The sequence below is a fragment of the Streptomyces sp. 63XJN7_1_ISO-PGPR-S23-121 genome (assembly GCF_056173025.1).
Map to the genome: position 1 here is coordinate 932,230 of NZ_CM149653.1, position 16,177 is coordinate 948,406.

The window sequence follows — 16,177 nt, forward strand, 5'->3', positions numbered from 1 at the left end:
CGACTGCCCGCAGGCCGGGCGGGCGGTGACCGTCGGCCGTGCGGGAGTGAGCTGGGGCACACCTGACGTAAAGTTGGGGCCGGTCGAACCTGACCGCGGCAGATCGGAAGGGCAGCAGGCGTGACCGTCGACGACACGGGCTCCGGCGCGGACGGGGACGGCCGGGTGGACCCCGAGCCGGGCCCGGATTCCGGCGATTCCGGCGAGGACCCGCTCGCGCTGCGCCTCGAGGGACTGATCCTGGGCGCCGAGCGCCGCTACACGCCCTTCCAGGCCGCCCGCAGCGCGGGCGTCTCCATGGAGCTGGCCTCCCGCTTCTGGCGGGCCATGGGCTTCGCCGACATAGGACAGGCCAAGGCGCTCACCGAGGCCGACGTCCTCGCCCTGCGGCGCCTGGCCGGCCTGGTGGAGGCGGGGCTGCTCAGCGAGGCGATGGCCGTGCAGGTGGCCCGGTCCACCGGGCAGACCACCGCCCGGTTGGCCGAATGGCAGATCGACTCCTTCCTGGAGGGCCTGACCGAGCCGCCGGAGCCGGGGATGACCCGCACCGAGGTGACGTATCCGCTGGTCGAGCTGCTGCTGCCGGAGCTGGAGGAGTTCCTCGTCTACGTCTGGCGCCGTCAGCTCGCCGCCGCTACCGGCCGGGTCGTGCAGGCCGGTGACGACGAGGAGATGGTGGACCGGCGGCTCGCGGTCGGCTTCGCGGACCTGGTGGGCTTCACCCGGCTGACCCGCCGGATGGAGGAGGAGGAGCTCGGCGAGCTCGTCGAGGCCTTCGAGACCACCGCCGCCGACCTGGTGGCCGCCCGCGGCGGACGCCTGATCAAGACCCTCGGCGACGAGGTGCTGTACGCCGCCGACGACGCGGGCACCGCCGCCGAGATCGCGCTGCGCCTCATCGAGACGATGGCGAACGACGAGACCATGCCGGAGCTGCGCGTCGGCCTCGCCTTCGGCACGGTCACCACCCGGATGGGCGACGTCTTCGGCACGACCGTGAACCTGGCCTCCCGGCTCACCTCCATAGCCCCCAAGGACGCCGTGCTCATCGACGCCGCCTTCGCCGAGGAGCTGATCCGCACCCAGGACGCCCCGGCCTCCGAGGCGGAGGCGGCCGAGGAGGCCGCCGCGGCGGAGAAGGAGGGCGAGGAGCCCCCGGCGTACCGCTTCGCGCTCCAGCCGATGTGGCAGCGGCCGGTGCGCGGTCTCGGAGTCATCGAGCCGTGGCTGCTGACCCGGCGGGGCGACGGCGGGGAGTAGGCGGCGGGAGCCGTCCCGGCCGGGGGTCAGCCGTCGCCGGCCAGCAGGTCCACGCACAGCCCGATCAGCGGTACGCACAGCCCGGGCGGCTCCGGCTCCGCGGCGGGCGGTGCGGTGCGGCTCGGCGAGGGGGTGGGCGCGGGGCGAGGGGCGGAAGTGCCCGTCCCCGGCGGCTGCGGGGGCCGCGGCGCGGGCGGCACCGGGTCCCCGGCTCCGGTGCCCGGCGCGTGCGGGGTGCCGGGCTGGTTCGGGAGGCTCGGAAGGGTGGTCGCGCCCGCCGCCGGGTCCGGCGCGGACGACGGAACCGGGGCCGAAGGGCCCGGCGTCGAGGGGCCGCTCGCGGACGGGCCCGGTATCGGGCCGCCCGCCCGGGGGGACGCGCTCAGGCCGCCCATGACCGACGTCGCCGACGGGCTCGCGCCGGGCGTGGCGCCGGTGTCCGGGGCGGCGCCGGCCTCCCGGCCCGTCCCCGCGTCGCCCGTGCCGGTCCCGCCCGTCTCCACGCGCGGTGCGGCCTCGGCGCCGAAGCCGTCGAGCCCGCCGCCGGGCTCGGGCACCAGGCGGACCAGGCTCAGGGCGCCGGCCGCCAGGGCCAGGCCGCCGGCCGCGAGGAGGGCCTTGCGGGGACGCGGGCGGCGGTGGCGGCCCCGGAACCGGGGGAAGCGCGGTCGCGGTGTGGTCGGCGTGTCCGTCGTCGTCATGGTCCCCTCCCGGTGCGCAGGTGCCCCCCGCCGCTGCGCTTGGCGAGCGACCATAGGCGCTGCCGGATGCCGGGTCGGCGGCATCGCCGGGTTGTCACTCGAACGGGTGGACGGCGGCGTGGTGCCGCGGCGGCACGCGCCCGGTCTTTCCCCGCGCCCCCGCGCCTGCGATGATCGGGCGGTCGTTGTTAACCCGCGTTAACCGGAGGGTGTCATGAGCGAGGAGCGGTTCGGAGAGTTCGTCCTGGTCCGGCGGCACGGGGAGGGGCATGTCGCGGAGCTCGCGCTCGACCGGCCGAAGGCCATGAACGCCGTCTCCACCGCGATGGCCCGGTCCATCGGCGCGGCCTGCGCGGCGCTGGGCGACGACCGGAGCGTGCGGGTGGTGGTGCTGACCTCGACGCACGAGCGGGCCTTCTGCGTCGGCGCCGACCTCAAGGAGCGCAACTCCTTCTCCGACGCCGACCTGCTGCGCCAGCGGCCGGTGGCGCGGGGCGCGTACACCGCGGTGCTGGAACTGCCGGTGCCGACGGTCGCGGCCGTGCACGGATTCGCGCTGGGCGGCGGCTTCGAGCTGGCGCTGTCGTGCGACGTGATCGTGGCCGACCCCACGGCCGTGGTGGGGCTGCCCGAGGTGTCCGTCGGGGTGATCCCGGGCGGCGGCGGTACGCAGCTGCTGCCCCGCCGGGTGGGGGCGGCCCGCGCCGCCGAGCTGGTGTTCACCGCGCGGCGGGTGCCGGCGGCGGAGGCGCGCGAGCTGGGCCTCGTCGACCAGCTGGTGGACGAGGGGCGGGACCGGGAGGAGGCGCTGGAGCTGGCCTCCCGGATGGCCGCCAACTCGCCCGTGGGCCTGCGGGCGGCCAAGCGGGCGCTGCGGCTCGGTCACGGGCTGGACCTGCGGGCCGGCCTCGAGGTCGAGGACGCGGCGTGGCGGTCGGTGGCGTTCTCCGGTGACCGGGCGGAGGGTGTCGCGGCGTTCAACGAGAAGCGGGCGCCGCGCTGGCCCGGGGAGTGACGGCGGACGACGCGGACCGGTCCCCGTTCGCGTCGTTCATGTCCACTTTTGGGTAAAACGTCCCTAGCCTGGAGTGATGGGCGAGGACAGGCGGCTCGCGGCCGTCGTGGCGTTGGCGCAGGGCATGGCCGCCGCGCACAGTGCGCGGGAGGCGTGGCGGGCGGCGGCCGCCGGCGCCTGCCGGGCGCTGGGCGGCAGCTTCGCGGCCCTGTCGGTGTGGGAGCGCGACCTCGGCCGGCTCCGTGTCCTGGTGAACGTGGGCGAGCGGGCCGAGGGCGAGGAGGAGTTCCCCGAGGACGAGTCCTACCCGGTGCACCAGTTCGCGGAGATCACCGAGTTCCTGCACGAGCGCTGGGCCGGCGGCGGCGAACCGGACGCCTGGGTCGAGACGGCCACGGGGGCCGCCGAGGGCAGCCCCGGGTACGTCCACCAGCGCGTCGCGGCCCTGCGCCGCCGCGGGCGCGGCTGCTGCGTGGTCGCGCCGATCGTGCTGCACGGCCGCGCCTGGGGCGAGCTGTACGTGGCCCGTCCGGTGGGCGAGGACGTCTTCGCGCGGGGCGACGCCGACTTCGCCACCGTCCTGGCCTCGGTCGTGGCCGCCGGGATCGCGCAGACCGAGCGGCTGGAGGAGGTCCGGCGTCTGGCGTACACCGACGCGCTGACCGGTCTGGCCAACCGCAGGGCGGTCGACTCCCGCCTGGACGAGGCGGTGGAGCGGCACCGTGCGGAGGGTGTCGCCGTCAGCCTCGTCGTGTGCGATCTCAACGGGCTCAAGCGGGTGAACGACACCCACGGGCACGCCGCCGGCGACCGGCTCCTGGAGCGCTTCGGGTCGGTGCTGTCGCTGTGCGGGGCCATGCTGCCGGGCGCGCTCGCGGCCCGGCTCGGCGGTGACGAGTTCTGCCTGCTGGCCGTCGGTCCGTCCGCCGACGCGGTCGTCAAGGCGGCCGAGGAGCTGTGCCGCCGGGCGGCCGAGCTGGACCTCGGCGACGGCGTGGCCTGCGGGGTCGCGTCCACGGAGGATCCGGTGGGGCCGGTCCGCTCCGCCCGCCGGCTGTTCCGGCTGGCCGACGCCGCCCAGTACCGGGCCAAGGCCGGCCGGGCGGGCCGGCCGGTGGTGGCCGGCCGCGAGGGGCCCGACGACCCCGTGGTCCGGCTGGCGGACGAGCCGTCCCGGGAGGAGGACGGGGAGCGGCGGCGTTTCCGCGGGCGGCATTCGCCCTAGGCCACCGCGCCGGAGGGGTAAGGGGTGCCCTCGGCGACCGGGGGTGACATCATCGAATTCACTGCGTACGCTCCTGAATATGAATATGCACACTGTGGTGGTGGGGACGTCCGGGGTCACCGCGTCCGACGTCCTCGCCGTGGCGCGCGCCGGCGCCCGGGTCGAGCTCTCCGAGGAAGCGGTGGCGGCGCTGGCGGCGGCCCGCGGCATCGTGGACGCGCTGGCCGCCGAGCCGGACCCCGTCTACGGCGTCAGCACCGGCTTCGGTGCCCTGGCGACCCGGCACATCAGCCCGGACCTGCGCGCCCAGCTGCAGCGCAACATCGTCCGCTCGCACGCCGCGGGCATGGGGCCGCGCGTCGAGCGCGAGGTCGTGCGCGCCCTGATGTTCCTGCGCCTGAAGACCGTCTGCTCCGGGCACACCGGCGTCCGTCCCGAGGTCGCGCGGACCATGGCCGACGTCCTCAACGCCGGCATCACCCCGGTCGTGCACGAGTACGGCTCGCTGGGCTGCTCCGGCGACCTCGCGCCGCTCTCCCACTGCGCCCTCACGCTCATGGGCGAGGGGGACGCCGAGGGCCCCGACGGCACCGTGCGGCCGGCCGGTGAGCTGCTCGCGGAGCACGGGATCGCCCCGGTCGAGCTGCGCGAGAAGGAGGGCCTCGCCCTCCTCAACGGCACCGACGGCATGCTCGGCATGCTGGTCATGGCCCTCGCCGACCTCGACACCCTCTACAAGTCCGCCGACGTCACGGCCGCGCTGACCATGGAGGCGCTGCTCGGCACCGACCGGGTGCTCGCCCCCGAGCTGCACGCCATCCGCCCGCACCCCGGGCAGGCCGCCAGCGCCGCCAACATGCTCGCCGTCCTCGAGGGCTCCGGCCTCACCGGTCACCACCAGGACGACGCCCCCCGCGTCCAGGACGCCTACTCGGTGCGCTGTGCCCCGCAGGTCGCCGGCGCCGGGCGCGACACCATGGCGCACGCCCGCCTCGTCGCCGAGCGGGAACTCGCGGCGGCCGTGGACAACCCCGTCGTCCTGCCCGACGGCCGGGTGGAGTCCAACGGCAACTTCCACGGCGCCCCGGTCGCCTACGTGCTGGACTTCCTCGCCGTGGCCGTCGCCGACCTCGGCTCCATCGCCGAGCGGCGCACCGACCGGCTGCTGGACAAGAACCGCAGCCACGGCCTGCCGCCGTTCCTCGCGGACGACGCCGGCGTGGACTCCGGCCTGATGATCGCCCAGTACACGCAGGCCGCCCTGGTCGGCGAGCTGAAGCGGCTCGCCGTACCGGCCTCCGCGGACTCCATCCCGTCCTCCGCCATGCAGGAGGACCACGTGTCCATGGGCTGGTCGGCGGCGCGCAAGCTGCGCACGGCCGTCGACAACCTCACCCGGGTGATCGCCGTCGAGCTGTACGCCGCCACGCGGGCGATCCAGCTCCGCGAGGGCCTCACCCCGGCCCCGGCCTCGCGGGCGGTCATCGACGCCGCGCGGGCGGCCGGTGTCGAGGGCCCCGGGCCGGACCGGTTCCTGGCCCCCGACCTGGCCGCGGCGGAGGCCTTCGTGCGCGCGGGGGGCCTGGTCGCCGCGGCGGAGACGGTCACCGGGCCGCTGCGCTAGCCGGGCTCACGGGGTCCGCCGCGCGGTGGCGCGGCGGACCCAGTGGCGCGACCGGCACGCGGGCCGCCTCCGTGGGGCGGCGCCCAGCAGGGTCAAAACTTCCAAAAGAACGTCAAGTGATGTCAAAAATCGAGGCGTTCCCGGCGTACCGAGTACACGACGAACCCGGCACCGAGGCCGAGGCAGGCGGTGCCCCCGATGACGTACGGGGTGCTGTCGAAGCTTCCCGTGTCGGCCAGCCGGACGCTCTCCCCACCGGCGGCCGCCGTGTCGGTCGACACGACTCTGGCCTGCTCGGTGACCTGCGGAGACGGGCTGGTGGAGGCGGTGCCCGCGGCCGGGGTCCCGGGTGTCGCGTTCGCGGACGGGACGAACCACAGGGCGCACAGCAGGCCCCCCGCGGCGGCGGCGGTCAGCAACGGACGGCGAGCGGATGACACGGAATATCGATCCCCTTGTGGCGCTGGCGAATTGGCCGTGTGGGCAGATGTTAGTGAAAGCCGCGGGTCACAGGAAAGTCACGGGAGCGTTCGGTCGTACTCTCCGGGCATGAGCGCTCCGGAGACATCATGTTTTGTGCGGCTTCGTGTGGACCTCGTCCTGGCGATCGACGACGAGGAGGCGGTCACCGGCGCCGCACTGCAGGCCCTGGCCGCCGACTCCGCGCTGCCCGACGCGGAACGGGCGCACGCCGAGCAGGCTGTGATGGAGGACACCGCCGAGGCCCTGGCCTGTCTCGTCGACCCGTTCGACCTGGTCAGTGCGGTGCCCGGGGTCGAGCTCCAGCAGGCCTCCTGGAGCAGTGAGCAGATCGACCACGACCCCGGCTCGCCCGACTGGGATCTGGACGAGGATGATGGCGGCGAGGATGATCCGGAAGACGGTGAACCGGCGGCCGGCTGACGCACCGTGGGGAAAATCGTGCCCCCCGGCGGCAACCGCCGTCCGGTGTTTCACCGTCTCAAGGGGCGCACCGACCGACCCCCGCACCACCCCGCCCCACGGCGGACGTGGTATGTCCCACACCTGCTGACGATGTGGAACGGGACGAACCGGTCGTAGCGTTGACGCCTTGACGGGGGATCTCGGGGTTTCGTGGGAATCGGCGACGATGGAGAAGCGTGTGATGACGGACGGTAAGCGGCGCAAGGGCCTGGCGGCCGCGTCCGCACTGCTCGGCGGTGTGCTGGTGCTCTCGGCATGTTCCAGCAATGACGCCGGCGCCTCCGGAGGTGGGGACGACAAGACCTCGCAGGCGCAGGTCGACGAGGCGGCGGCCAAGAAGACCTCCGAGGCCCAGATCAAGATCACGCCTGCCAACGGCTCGGACAACGCCTCCATCAACAACGCGGCCGCCGTCACCGTGAGCAAGGGCACGCTCACCGAGGTCAAGATGACCACGACGGACGGCACCGAGGTCAAGGGCGAGATATCCGCCGACAGGACGAGCTGGAAGCCCAGCGTCCAGCTCGAGCGGGCCACCACCTACAAGCTGACGGCCACCGCGCAGGACTCCGAGGGCCGCGCGGCCCACGAGAACTCCTCGTTCACCACGGTCTCCAAGAGCAACAGCTTCATCGGCACCTTCACCCCCGACGACGGCACCACCGTCGGTGTCGGCATGCCCGTGTCGATCAACTTCGACAAGGAGATCACCGACAAGGCCGCCGTCCAGAAGGCGATCACCGTCAACACCACCAGCGGCCAGGAAGTCGCCTGCCACTGGTTCAGCACCCAGCGCATGGACTGCCGCCCCGAGAACTACTGGCAGGAGGGTTCCACCGTCACCCTCAAGCTGGCGCTCGACGGTGTCGAGGGTGCCGACGGCGTGTACGGCGTCCAGCAGAAGACGGTCACCTTCAAGATCGGCCGCAACCAGGTCTCTTACGTCGACGCGAAGACCAAGCAGATGAAGGTCACGCAGGACGGCAAGACCGTCCGGACCATCCCGATCTCCGCGGGCTCGCCCGACAACAAGACCTACGAGGGCCAGATGGTGATCTCCGAGAAGTACAAGGAGACCCGGATGGACGGCTCGACCGTCGGCTTCACCGACGACGACGGCAAGGGCGAGTACGACATCAAGGACGTGCCGCACGCCATGCGGCTGAGCACCTCCGGCACCTTCATCCACGGCAACTACTGGGGCAAGGGCATCTTCGGCAGCGCCAACACCAGCCACGGCTGCGTGGGCCTGGAGGACGCCAAGGGCGCCGACGACCCGAACACGCCGGGTGCCTGGTTCTACAACAACTCCATCGTCGGTGACGTGGTCGTCGTCCAGAACACCGGCGACAAGACCGTCGCCCCGGACAACGGCCTCAACGGCTGGAACATGGACTGGGCCCAGTGGAAGGCGGGTTCGGCCGCCTGACGCCGAACAGCCGGTCAAGCACGGCTACTTCACGACGGACGCCCGTCGCCCCGTACCGGGGGCGGCGGGCGTCCGCCGTTCCCCCGCGCCTGGCGACGATCCGCGAGGGCCGGATCACCGTCCGGGAGAACGCGCCGGCTCAAGGCCCCGGTCGCGGACCCGCCTGCCGCGCCGTCGAAGGCCCCCGCCGCCGCGGCCAGCACGGCCGTGGCGGCGGCCTGGTCGGGCAGGTGGGGATCGGGGGCGCTCCGCAGCAGCACGAGCTGGTGGTAGAGCGGCGCGGTCGCGGCGATCAGCAGCCGGCGGGCGTCGGTGCCCGGCGGCAGTTCGCCGCGGCCCACGGCGCGCTCCACGACGGCTTCGCACCGGGTGTACCGGTCCTCCCACAGCCGCTCCTGGGCGCGGGCGGCCTGCTCGGAGCGGAACGAGGCGGCGATCAGCGCCGAGGCGACCGACGGCCGCGCGACCAGGGACTCCTGGATCTCGGCGTTCAGCGCCGCCAGGTCGCCCCGCAGGGAGCCGGTGTCCGGGGGCTGCCAGCCGTCCTCGCCCGCGGCGTCCAGGACGTCGGCGAGCAGGCCGCCGACGTCCCGCCAGCGCCGGTAGACCGTGGTGCGGTGCACGCCGGCCCGGGCCGCCACGCCCTCCGGCGTCAGGCCCTCGAAGCCGTGGTCGGCGAGCTCGTCGCACACCGCGGCGATCACCCGGGCCCGGACCCGGGCGGTACGGCCCCCGGGCCGCCGCGCGCCCGGCGCGGAAGGCGCGTCGGCGGTGGAGCGGTCACCGGTGGAGCGGTCACCGGTCGTGCGGCCGTGGCCCGGCGGGTCCTCCGGCGGGTGGGCCGGCGCGTCGGTCATGGGACATTCCGATTGCTCGGGGACGGGGAGGCGTGCAAGCATCCTAATGCATCAGTCGTCGCATTAAGGGAGCCGAAACCGCGATGCCACTCGCCCCCGCCGATCCGACCGTGCTCCACCCGATGCCCGGGCAGCCGCGCGTCGTACAGCTCAAGCCGCTGGTGAAGTCGCCGCTCATCGAGGTGGGGGAGTACTCCTACTACGACGACCCGGACGACCCCACCGCCTTCGAGACCCGCAACGTGCTCCACCACTACGGCCCCGAGAAGCTGGTCATCGGCAGGTTCTGCGCCCTGGGCACCGGCGTGCGCTTCCTCATGAACGGCGCCAACCACCGCATGGACGGCCCGTCCACCTTCCCCTTCCCCACCCTGGGCGGCTCCTGGGCCGACCATTTCGACCTGCTCACCGGCCTGCCGAACCGGGGGGACACCGTCGTCGGACACGACGTCTGGTTCGGTCACGGCGCGACCGTGCTGCCCGGGGTGCGGATCGGCCACGGCGCGATCGTCGCCGCCGGCGCGGTGGTCACCTCGGACGTGCCCGACTACGGGATCGTCGGCGGCAACCCGGCCCGACTGATCCGCACCCGCTACGACGCGGCCGACACCGCCCGGCTGCTGGCCGTGGCCTGGTGGGACTGGCCCGTCGAGCACCTCACCGAGCACATCCGGACGGTCATGTCCGGCACCGTCGACGAGCTGGAGGCCGCGGCCCCGTGACACCGGCCGCCGCCCGGGGCACCGGCCGGGCGCACGCCGCGGCCCGGCCGCCGGGTCAGGCCGTCAGCGAGGCCGCCGCGTCCGTCCCCCAGCTCGCCAGCAGCCGCAGCGCCTCCGTCGACGGCGAGCCCGGCTCGGCGTGGTACGTGACGAACGCCTGCTCGGCGTCGTCGACCATACGGAACGTCTCGAAGGACAGGGTCAGGTCGCCGACCAGCGGGTGCCGCATCCGCTTGACGCCGTAGCTCTTCTCCTTGACGTCGTGCGTGGCCCACAGCCGCCGGAACTCCTCGCTCTTCACTGACAGCTCGCCGACCAGGGCGGACAGCCGCGGGTCGTCCGGGTGCCGGCCCGCGTCCATGCGCAGGAAGCTGACCATGTCGTACGCCTTCTGGTCCCAGTCGACGAAGAGCTCCCGGTACTCCGGGTTCAGGAAGACGAGCCGCGCCCAGTTCCGCTCCTGGGCCGGCAGTTCGCCCCAGTCGCCGAAGAGGGCGGCGGCCATGCGGTTCCAGGCCAGGATGTCCGACCGGCGCCCCGTCACGTAGGCGGGCACCGTGTCGATCTGCTCCAGGAGCTGGAGCAGCGCCATTCGCACCGGCTGCTGCGCCCGCGCCGGGGTCCGCCTGCGCTGCTGCTTCGGCTTGGCGAGGTGCGTCAGGTGGGCGTGCTCGGCGTCGGTCAGCCGGAGCGCGCGGGCGATCGAGTCCAGCACCTCGGCGGACACGTTCTGCCCGTTGCCCTGCTCCAGCCGGGTGTAGTACGCCACGGACACCCCGGCGAGCTGCGCCAGCTCCTCCCGGCGCAGTCCGGGCACCCGGCGGTGCCGCCCGAACTCCGGCAGTCCCACGTCCTCCGGCTTCAGCCTGGCCCGCCGGGTCCGCAGGAACTCGCTCAGTTCGGCACGCCGGTCCAGCTGTCCATCCATGCTCTCCAGTATTCCCGGTCGTACGCACAGAAGGCTGTCCCCGCTGGTGGTAGGAACACTGGACGTAGGCAGAACCGTGGTCTGGGTGGCGTCCGGCGGGCACGGCAGGGTGGAAGAACGAACACCCCTCCACGAGAATCCCGGAGACACCGGCATGACCACTGTCGCCGCATACGCAGCCCCCGCCGCCAAGGCTCCGCTGGAGCGCACCACCATCGAGCGGCGCGAGGTGGGCGAGCACGACGTCCTGATCGACATCAAGTTCGCCGGCATCTGCCACTCCGACATCCACCAGGCCCGCGAGGGCTGGGGCGAGGCCATCTTCCCGATGGTCCCCGGCCACGAGATCGCGGGCGTCGTCGAGGCGGTCGGCTCCGGCGTCACCAAGTTCGAGGTCGGCGACCGCGTCGGCGTCGGCTGCCTCGTCGACTCCTGCCGCGAGTGCGAGAACTGCAAGGCCGGAATGGAGCAGCACTGCCTCAAGGGCAGCGTCGGCACCTACAACGCCGTCGGCTACGACGGTGAGCCCACCTACGGCGGCTACGCGCAGAAGGTCGTCGTCGCCGAGGCGTTCACCGTCCGCATCCCCGACGCACTGCCGCTCGACGTGGCCGCGCCGCTGCTGTGCGCGGGCATCACCACGTACTCCCCGCTCAAGCACTGGGGCGCCGCCCCGGGCAAGAAGGTCGCCGTGGTCGGCCTGGGCGGCCTCGGGCACATGGGCGTCAAGATCGCCCACGCGATGGGCGCCGAGGTCACCGTCCTCTCGCAGTCCCTGCGCAAGAAGGACGACGGCCTGAAGCTGGGCGCGGACCACTACTACGCGACCAGTGACGAGAAGACCTTCCAGGACCTGGCGGGCACCTTCGACGTCATCCTGTCCACGGTCTCCGCGCCCCTGGACTTCGGCGCCTACCTGGGCCTGCTGAAGACGGGCGGCGCCCTCGTGAACGTCGGCGCCCCCGAGGAGCCGATCTCGCTGAACCTCTTCTCCCTCATCGGCGGCAACAAGACCCTCGCCGGCTCGATGATCGGCGGCATCGCCGAGACCCAGGAGATGCTGGACTTCTGCGCCGAGCACGGCATCGGCGCCGAGATCGAGCTGATCGCCGCCGCCGAGATCAACGACGCCTACGAGCGCGTGCTGGCCAGCGACGTCCGCTACCGCTTCGTGATCGACACGGCCACCATCTGACGCGGGGCGCGTACCGCCCGGTCCCGGGGGCGTTCCGGTGGCTCAGGCCGCCGGGACGCCCCCGGTCCGCGTGGCCGGGGCCGGGCCGGACAGGTGCGCGCGCCGGGGCAGCAGCAACGGGGTGGCGAGCAGCAGGACGCCGGCGACCGTGATCGCGGCGAGAGGGCCGACGAGGCCGGCGAGGACGCCCCAGACCAGCATCAGGGCGGCCTGTACGAGCCTGCTGCCGACGGTCCACGTGCCGAGGACCCGGGCCGCCCGGTCCAGAGGGATCCGCTGGAGGCGTTCGGTGGCGTTGACCGGGTTGAAGACGCCCATGCAGGTGATTAGCAGGCCCTCGACGACGATCACGGTGAGGAGTCCGGGTACACCCGGCCCCACGAACGCGAGACCGAGGGGGAAGAGGGACCGCAGCCATCCGAAGACGGCCATCACCCGGTACCGGCCGTGACGCTTCACCAGACGGGCCGAGAGGCGGGCGCCCACGAAGCCGCCGAGCGCCGGGACGCCGAAGGCGAGTCCGTACTGCCAGGCCGGGAAGTGGTACCGGCCCAGCAGGAGGACGGCCAGGAGCGGGGTGGTGGCCATGATCAGGCCGCCGACCAGGACCGAGTTGAGGAACAGCCGGCGCAGGACGGTGTCGTGGAGGATGAACCGCCCGCCCTCGAGGAGACCGGCCGCGCCCGGCCGGGTCGCCGGGTCGCGCGGCGTGGCGGTGTCGCCCCCGCGGATGCGCAGGACGCCGAGCGCGGACAGCAGATAGCTGAGGGAGTCGGCCAGGACCGTGACGACCGGGCCGAGCAGCCCGACGAGCGCGCCGCCGAGGGGCGGCCCGGCCGCGGTCGCCGCCCACGCGGTGGCCTCGAACCTCCCGTTGGCGGCGAGGAGGCGGTCGCCGCGGACGAGGTGTTTAAGGTAGGCGCCGGACGCGGCGGTGAAGGCGATGCCCGCGGTCCCGGAGACGACCGAGACGACCAGCAGCTGGACGTAGGACAGCAGGCCGAGGAAGTACGCGACCGGGACGCTCGCCATCGCGGCGAACCGGACCAGGTCCGTCGCGACCATCACCGGACGCTTGGCCCGGTGCTCGACCCACGGCCCGAGCGGGAACGCGACGACCGCCGCGACCGCGAGCCCGGCCGCCTCCAGCAGCGAGACCGCGAACGGCGACGCGTGCAGCACGCGCACCGCGATGAGCTGGAACGCCCCGAACGCCGTCCACGAGCCGTACGTACTGACGGCGTAGGCCGACCACAGCCGGCGGAGATCGGACTCCGTACTCACGCGCGCACTACTCCTCCGGAACAACCGATGTTTGGGCCCGGTCATCACATCGGACGCCGGAGCGCCGGATCAAACAACCGCCCTCCGGGCAGCCACAACCGCCGGTTGTGCGCACATAGGCTGCCTCCATGGACACCGAAGCAGTGCGATCGTTCGTCCGGGCGGCCGAGCTCGGACAGCTCCAGCACGCGGCCGACGAGCTGGGCGTGACCCAGCAGGCCGTCTCCAAGCGGATCGCCGCGCTGGAGCGCGAGCTGGGCGCCCGCCTGTTCACCCGGACCGCCCGCGGGGTCGAACCGACGCTGGACGGCCAGGCGCTCCTCCCGCACGCGCGGACCATCGTCGCGGGCGCCGACCGTGCCGTCGCCGCGGTCCGGCCGGGCTCGCGGGCCCTGCGGATCGACGTGCTGGGCCTGCGCAGCGCGCAGGCCGTCGTCCTGCACGACTACTGGCGTTCGCACCCCGGGACCGACCTCGACGTGGTGACCCTCAGGGTCAACGACCCCCAGGTGGCTGCCGCCGCCGTCCGGGCGGGCGAGATCGACGCCGCCTTCCGCAGCGTCACCGACCCGGCCACGCTGCCGCCCGACGTGCGGATGATCCACGCCTTCGACTCCCCGCTGGAACTCCTCGTCGGCCCCCGGCACCCGCTCGCCTCCGCGCGCACCCTCACCCCGTCCCAGCTGCGCTCACTGCGGATTTGGGTGCCCGGGATCGCGCCCCGGAGCGAGTGGTCGGACTTCTACGACCAGCTCTCCGAGGTCTTCGGCCTCCGCATCGACGCGGCGGGCCCCAACTTCGGCAACGAGGTCCTCCTCGACACGCTCGCGGACTCCGCCGACGTCGCCACCCTCGTCGGCGCGCGCGACCGGTACCTCTGGCCGGCCCAGCACGACCTGCGGCGCATCCCGATCGCCGGCCCGGCGCTCGTCTACCCGCTCGCCCTCATGCTCCCCGCGACGAATCCGCACCCCGGCCTCCGGGCGGTCGTCGACCACCTCGCCACGCTGCCCCCGGTCACCGGGCCGTCCTGGCGCCCGTCCTGGGCGCCGGCCCGGTGAGCGGGCGGGGAGCGGGTCCGGCGGGGGAGACCGGGCACTACCGGCCGGGCATGGAATCGGCGGGAACCCTCACGCGTTGAGGGAGGCGGGCAACAAATGCCGGTGGTGTGCGAGCCGAGCAGCCCGACCTACCGGACTGACGATTTTGGAGGGCCGCAATGGCTGCGCAGACGCAGAGGGCCGTGCTGGCGGGCGGATGCTTCTGGGGGATGGAGGAGCTGATCCGCCGCCTGCCGGGGGTGACGGCGACCCGGGTCGGCTACACCGGGGGTGACGTGCCGAACGCGACGTACCGCGACCACGGCACTCACGCGGAGGCCATCGAGATCCTCTACGACCCCGAGCAGACCGACTACCGGGCGCTCCTGGAGTTCTTCTTCCAGATCCACGACCCGAGCACCAGGAACCGCCAGGGCAACGACATCGGCATGAGCTACCGCTCGGCGATCTACTACGTCGACGACGAGCAGAAGCGGATCGCCGAGGACACGATCGCCGATGTGGACGCCTCCGGGCTGTGGCCCGGCAAGGTCGTCACCGAGGTGGAGCCGGTCGGCCCCTTCTGGGAGGCCGAGCCCGAGCACCAGGACTACCTGCAGCGTTACCCCGACGGCTACACCTGCCACTTCCCGCGCCCCGGCTGGCGGCTCCCCGCCCGCACGGAGGGCTGAGCACGCGACGGCCCGGCCGGAAGCCCGGCCGGGCCGTCCTCACGGGCACCGCTCAGTGGGGCAGCGTCGCCGGGCTGCCGCCGTTCGCCTCGTAGCCCGCCACCGCCAGGGCACGGTAGACCGCGAACTCCGCCGCCGGGTCGGGCGACAGGGTCCAGGGCAGCGCGCCGACGTGGCCGTCGATCACCATCAGCTGGTTCATGGCCTCCGCCCAGCGCTCGCCGCGCACCAGGAAGAACACCAGCAGATGGCGGACGTGCGCCTGCGTCGGATCGTCCGGGCGCGCCGAGTGGACCGCGTGCAGGGCGCCGTGGACCGCCCTGGTGACGACCTCGCTCCGGTAGAAGCCGCTGACCAGATTGACCTCGGGCAGGTGCTCGAAGACCGCGAAGAGCGGCATCGCGGCCAGCATCGACCCCTGCGGCGCGCGGGCCGCCGCGGCCTCCGCGAACGAGTACGCCAGCTCGCGCGAACCGTGCCACTTCTCGCACCAGTAGGGCAGGGCCGCCAGGTGCGCCCCCATGTGGGCCGGGGCGCGGTCCAGGATCTTCAGCCACAGCTGCTCGAACTCCTCGCGCGGATAGGCCAGACCGCGCGCCACCGACAGCTCCACGATGTACGGAACCGGGTCACCGGGGGCCAGCAGCGCCGCCTCACCGCACGCCGCCTTCGCCTCCTCCATGATGATCCGGAACTCGTCCGTGCCAGGCGTCGCCGTCCGCCACGCCTGCTGCACCAGGAACTCGGCGTGCACGGCCGCACCGCCCGCGTCCTTGGGGGCCTCCGCCCGCCACACCCGCAGCCACTGCCCGCCCGGCACCGCGTCGACCCCGCCGGGCCGCTGCTGGAGCTCCAGCGACGCGGCGCCCGCGAAGGCCTGCACGCGCTGCCAGCGGCGCTCGCCCTCGGCCTCGGTGCCGGCGAGCAACTGCTGTGCGGCGCGGTAGTCCTGGGTGCGCTGGACCAGGTCCAGCACGTCCAGCAGGTCCTGGTCGGGACCCGGCATGCGGACGTCCAGCTCCTCCTCGCGGGCGAAGCCGTAGTTCGCGGGGTCCGCGGCGTCCGGGTGGCCGGGCGGGACCAGCCCGACCGCGCTCCGCCGGCGCCGCAGCACGGGAAGCAGCACGAAGCCCAGCATGACCAGGGCGATCAGGACCCAGAGAATCTCCATGCCACCAGCGAACCAGACGCCCCCGGCACTTGGCCAACCTGCACCGGGTGCCGATGAGAAGCGCACGGAGCCGTCCGCGGCACTACTCT

Annotated in this window: 14 protein-coding genes and 2 pseudogenes; 10 read left to right on the forward strand and 6 right to left on the reverse strand. The window is 73.5% G+C overall.

Going from position 1 to position 16,177, the window contains the following annotated elements:
- Positions 1-120: 120 nt before the first annotated feature.
- Positions 121-1,260, forward strand: coding sequence for an adenylate/guanylate cyclase domain-containing protein (locus tag AC0VYN_RS04405; protein ID WP_385471053.1), 1,140 nt, complete (start codon positions 121-123; stop codon positions 1,258-1,260).
- Between the two features lie 26 nt (positions 1,261-1,286).
- Here AC0VYN_RS04405 and AC0VYN_RS04410 read toward each other — a convergent pair whose 3' ends face one another.
- The gene (locus AC0VYN_RS04410; RefSeq protein ID WP_475534860.1) at positions 1,287-1,961 is read right to left on the reverse strand and encodes a hypothetical protein; all 675 of its coding nucleotides are present in this window, start codon (positions 1,959-1,961) and stop codon (positions 1,287-1,289) included.
- 214 nt (positions 1,962-2,175) lie between these two features.
- On the opposite strand from AC0VYN_RS04410, the gene AC0VYN_RS04415 reads away from it, so the two are divergent.
- The 3 genes from AC0VYN_RS04415 to hutH all read left to right on the forward strand — a co-directional run bounded on the left by AC0VYN_RS04415 (position 2,176) and on the right by hutH (position 5,825).
- On the forward strand, positions 2,176-2,976 hold the full coding sequence (locus AC0VYN_RS04415) for an enoyl-CoA hydratase/isomerase family protein (RefSeq protein ID WP_475534861.1): 801 nt from the start codon (positions 2,176-2,178) through the stop codon (positions 2,974-2,976).
- A 76-nt stretch (positions 2,977-3,052) separates the two neighbouring features.
- The gene (locus tag AC0VYN_RS04420; protein ID WP_475534862.1) at positions 3,053-4,201 is read left to right on the forward strand and encodes a GGDEF domain-containing protein; all 1,149 of its coding nucleotides are present in this window, start codon (positions 3,053-3,055) and stop codon (positions 4,199-4,201) included.
- Positions 4,202-4,286: 85 nt separating this feature from the next.
- Entirely contained in the window at positions 4,287-5,825 is a 1,539-nt protein-coding gene (gene hutH / locus AC0VYN_RS04425; RefSeq protein WP_475536812.1) for a histidine ammonia-lyase, read from the forward strand.
- A gap of 122 nt (positions 5,826-5,947) precedes the next feature.
- On the opposite strand, the gene AC0VYN_RS04430 is transcribed toward hutH, so the two are convergent.
- A complete protein-coding gene (locus AC0VYN_RS04430) occupies positions 5,948-6,265 on the reverse strand; it encodes a hypothetical protein (RefSeq protein ID WP_385471063.1) in 318 nt (105 codons plus the stop codon).
- 109 nt (positions 6,266-6,374) lie between these two features.
- Between AC0VYN_RS04430 and AC0VYN_RS04435 the strand changes: the two genes are divergently transcribed.
- Entirely contained in the window at positions 6,375-6,728 is a 354-nt protein-coding gene (locus AC0VYN_RS04435; protein ID WP_475534863.1) for a hypothetical protein, read from the forward strand.
- A gap of 223 nt (positions 6,729-6,951) precedes the next feature.
- Positions 6,952-8,199 (forward strand): L,D-transpeptidase, encoded by a 1,248-nt coding sequence (locus AC0VYN_RS04440; RefSeq protein WP_385471073.1) that lies wholly within the window; start codon positions 6,952-6,954, stop codon positions 8,197-8,199.
- A 176-nt stretch (positions 8,200-8,375) separates the two neighbouring features.
- Here the strand turns inward: AC0VYN_RS04440 and AC0VYN_RS04445 are convergent.
- A pseudogene (locus tag AC0VYN_RS04445) lies at positions 8,376-9,056 on the reverse strand (TetR/AcrR family transcriptional regulator); the annotation flags it as partial.
- Between the two features lie 83 nt (positions 9,057-9,139).
- Here AC0VYN_RS04445 and AC0VYN_RS04450 point away from each other — a divergent pair.
- On the forward strand, positions 9,140-9,778 hold the full coding sequence (locus AC0VYN_RS04450; protein WP_475534864.1) for a CatB-related O-acetyltransferase: 639 nt from the start codon (positions 9,140-9,142) through the stop codon (positions 9,776-9,778).
- 55 nt (positions 9,779-9,833) lie between these two features.
- On the opposite strand, the gene AC0VYN_RS04455 is transcribed toward AC0VYN_RS04450, so the two are convergent.
- Positions 9,834-10,706: a helix-turn-helix transcriptional regulator gene (locus AC0VYN_RS04455; protein WP_475534865.1), complete on the reverse strand. Its 873-nt coding sequence runs from the start codon at positions 10,704-10,706 to the stop codon at positions 9,834-9,836.
- A 154-nt stretch (positions 10,707-10,860) separates the two neighbouring features.
- On the opposite strand from AC0VYN_RS04455, the pseudogene AC0VYN_RS04460 reads away from it, so the two are divergent.
- Positions 10,861-11,769, forward strand: a pseudogene (locus AC0VYN_RS04460) (NAD(P)-dependent alcohol dehydrogenase); the annotation flags it as partial.
- A gap of 174 nt (positions 11,770-11,943) precedes the next feature.
- Here AC0VYN_RS04460 and AC0VYN_RS04465 read toward each other — a convergent pair.
- Complete coding sequence (locus AC0VYN_RS04465; RefSeq protein WP_475534866.1) at positions 11,944-13,230, reverse strand: MFS transporter; 1,287 nt, start codon at positions 13,228-13,230, stop codon at positions 11,944-11,946.
- 83 nt (positions 13,231-13,313) lie between these two features.
- On the opposite strand from AC0VYN_RS04465, the gene AC0VYN_RS04470 reads away from it, so the two are divergent.
- On the forward strand, positions 13,314-14,246 hold the full coding sequence (locus AC0VYN_RS04470) for a LysR family transcriptional regulator (protein ID WP_475534867.1): 933 nt from the start codon (positions 13,314-13,316) through the stop codon (positions 14,244-14,246).
- Positions 14,247-14,404: 158 nt separating this feature from the next.
- On the forward strand, positions 14,405-14,917 hold the full coding sequence (gene msrA, locus AC0VYN_RS04475; RefSeq protein ID WP_385469658.1) for a peptide-methionine (S)-S-oxide reductase MsrA: 513 nt from the start codon (positions 14,405-14,407) through the stop codon (positions 14,915-14,917).
- A 52-nt stretch (positions 14,918-14,969) separates the two neighbouring features.
- Here the strand turns inward: msrA and AC0VYN_RS04480 are convergent, their stop codons facing one another.
- Positions 14,970-16,088 (reverse strand): hypothetical protein, encoded by a 1,119-nt coding sequence (locus tag AC0VYN_RS04480; RefSeq protein ID WP_475534868.1) that lies wholly within the window; start codon positions 16,086-16,088, stop codon positions 14,970-14,972.
- Between the last annotated feature and the right edge of the window lie 89 nt (positions 16,089-16,177).

Bases quoted from the DNA above. Each gene is read 5' to 3' on its own strand.
- AC0VYN_RS04410 (WP_475534860.1), bottom strand. From the start codon at position 1,961: ATGACGACGACGGACACGCCGACCACACCGCGACCGCGCTTCCCCCGG.
- AC0VYN_RS04415 (WP_475534861.1), top strand. From the start codon at position 2,176: ATGAGCGAGGAGCGGTTCGGAGAGTTCGTCCTGGTCCGGCGGCACGGG.
- AC0VYN_RS04420 (WP_475534862.1), top strand. From the start codon at position 3,053: ATGGGCGAGGACAGGCGGCTCGCGGCCGTCGTGGCGTTGGCGCAGGGC.
- hutH (WP_475536812.1), top strand. From the start codon at position 4,287: ATGCACACTGTGGTGGTGGGGACGTCCGGGGTCACCGCGTCCGACGTC.
- AC0VYN_RS04435 (WP_475534863.1), top strand. From the start codon at position 6,375: ATGAGCGCTCCGGAGACATCATGTTTTGTGCGGCTTCGTGTGGACCTC.
- AC0VYN_RS04440 (WP_385471073.1), top strand. From the start codon at position 6,952: ATGACGGACGGTAAGCGGCGCAAGGGCCTGGCGGCCGCGTCCGCACTG.
- AC0VYN_RS04450 (WP_475534864.1), top strand. From the start codon at position 9,140: ATGCCACTCGCCCCCGCCGATCCGACCGTGCTCCACCCGATGCCCGGG.
- AC0VYN_RS04455 (WP_475534865.1), bottom strand. From the start codon at position 10,706: ATGGATGGACAGCTGGACCGGCGTGCCGAACTGAGCGAGTTCCTGCGG.
- AC0VYN_RS04465 (WP_475534866.1), bottom strand. From the start codon at position 13,230: ATGACCGGGCCCAAACATCGGTTGTTCCGGAGGAGTAGTGCGCGCGTG.
- AC0VYN_RS04470 (WP_475534867.1), top strand. From the start codon at position 13,314: ATGGACACCGAAGCAGTGCGATCGTTCGTCCGGGCGGCCGAGCTCGGA.
- msrA (WP_385469658.1), top strand. From the start codon at position 14,405: ATGGCTGCGCAGACGCAGAGGGCCGTGCTGGCGGGCGGATGCTTCTGG.
- AC0VYN_RS04480 (WP_475534868.1), bottom strand. From the start codon at position 16,088: ATGGAGATTCTCTGGGTCCTGATCGCCCTGGTCATGCTGGGCTTCGTG.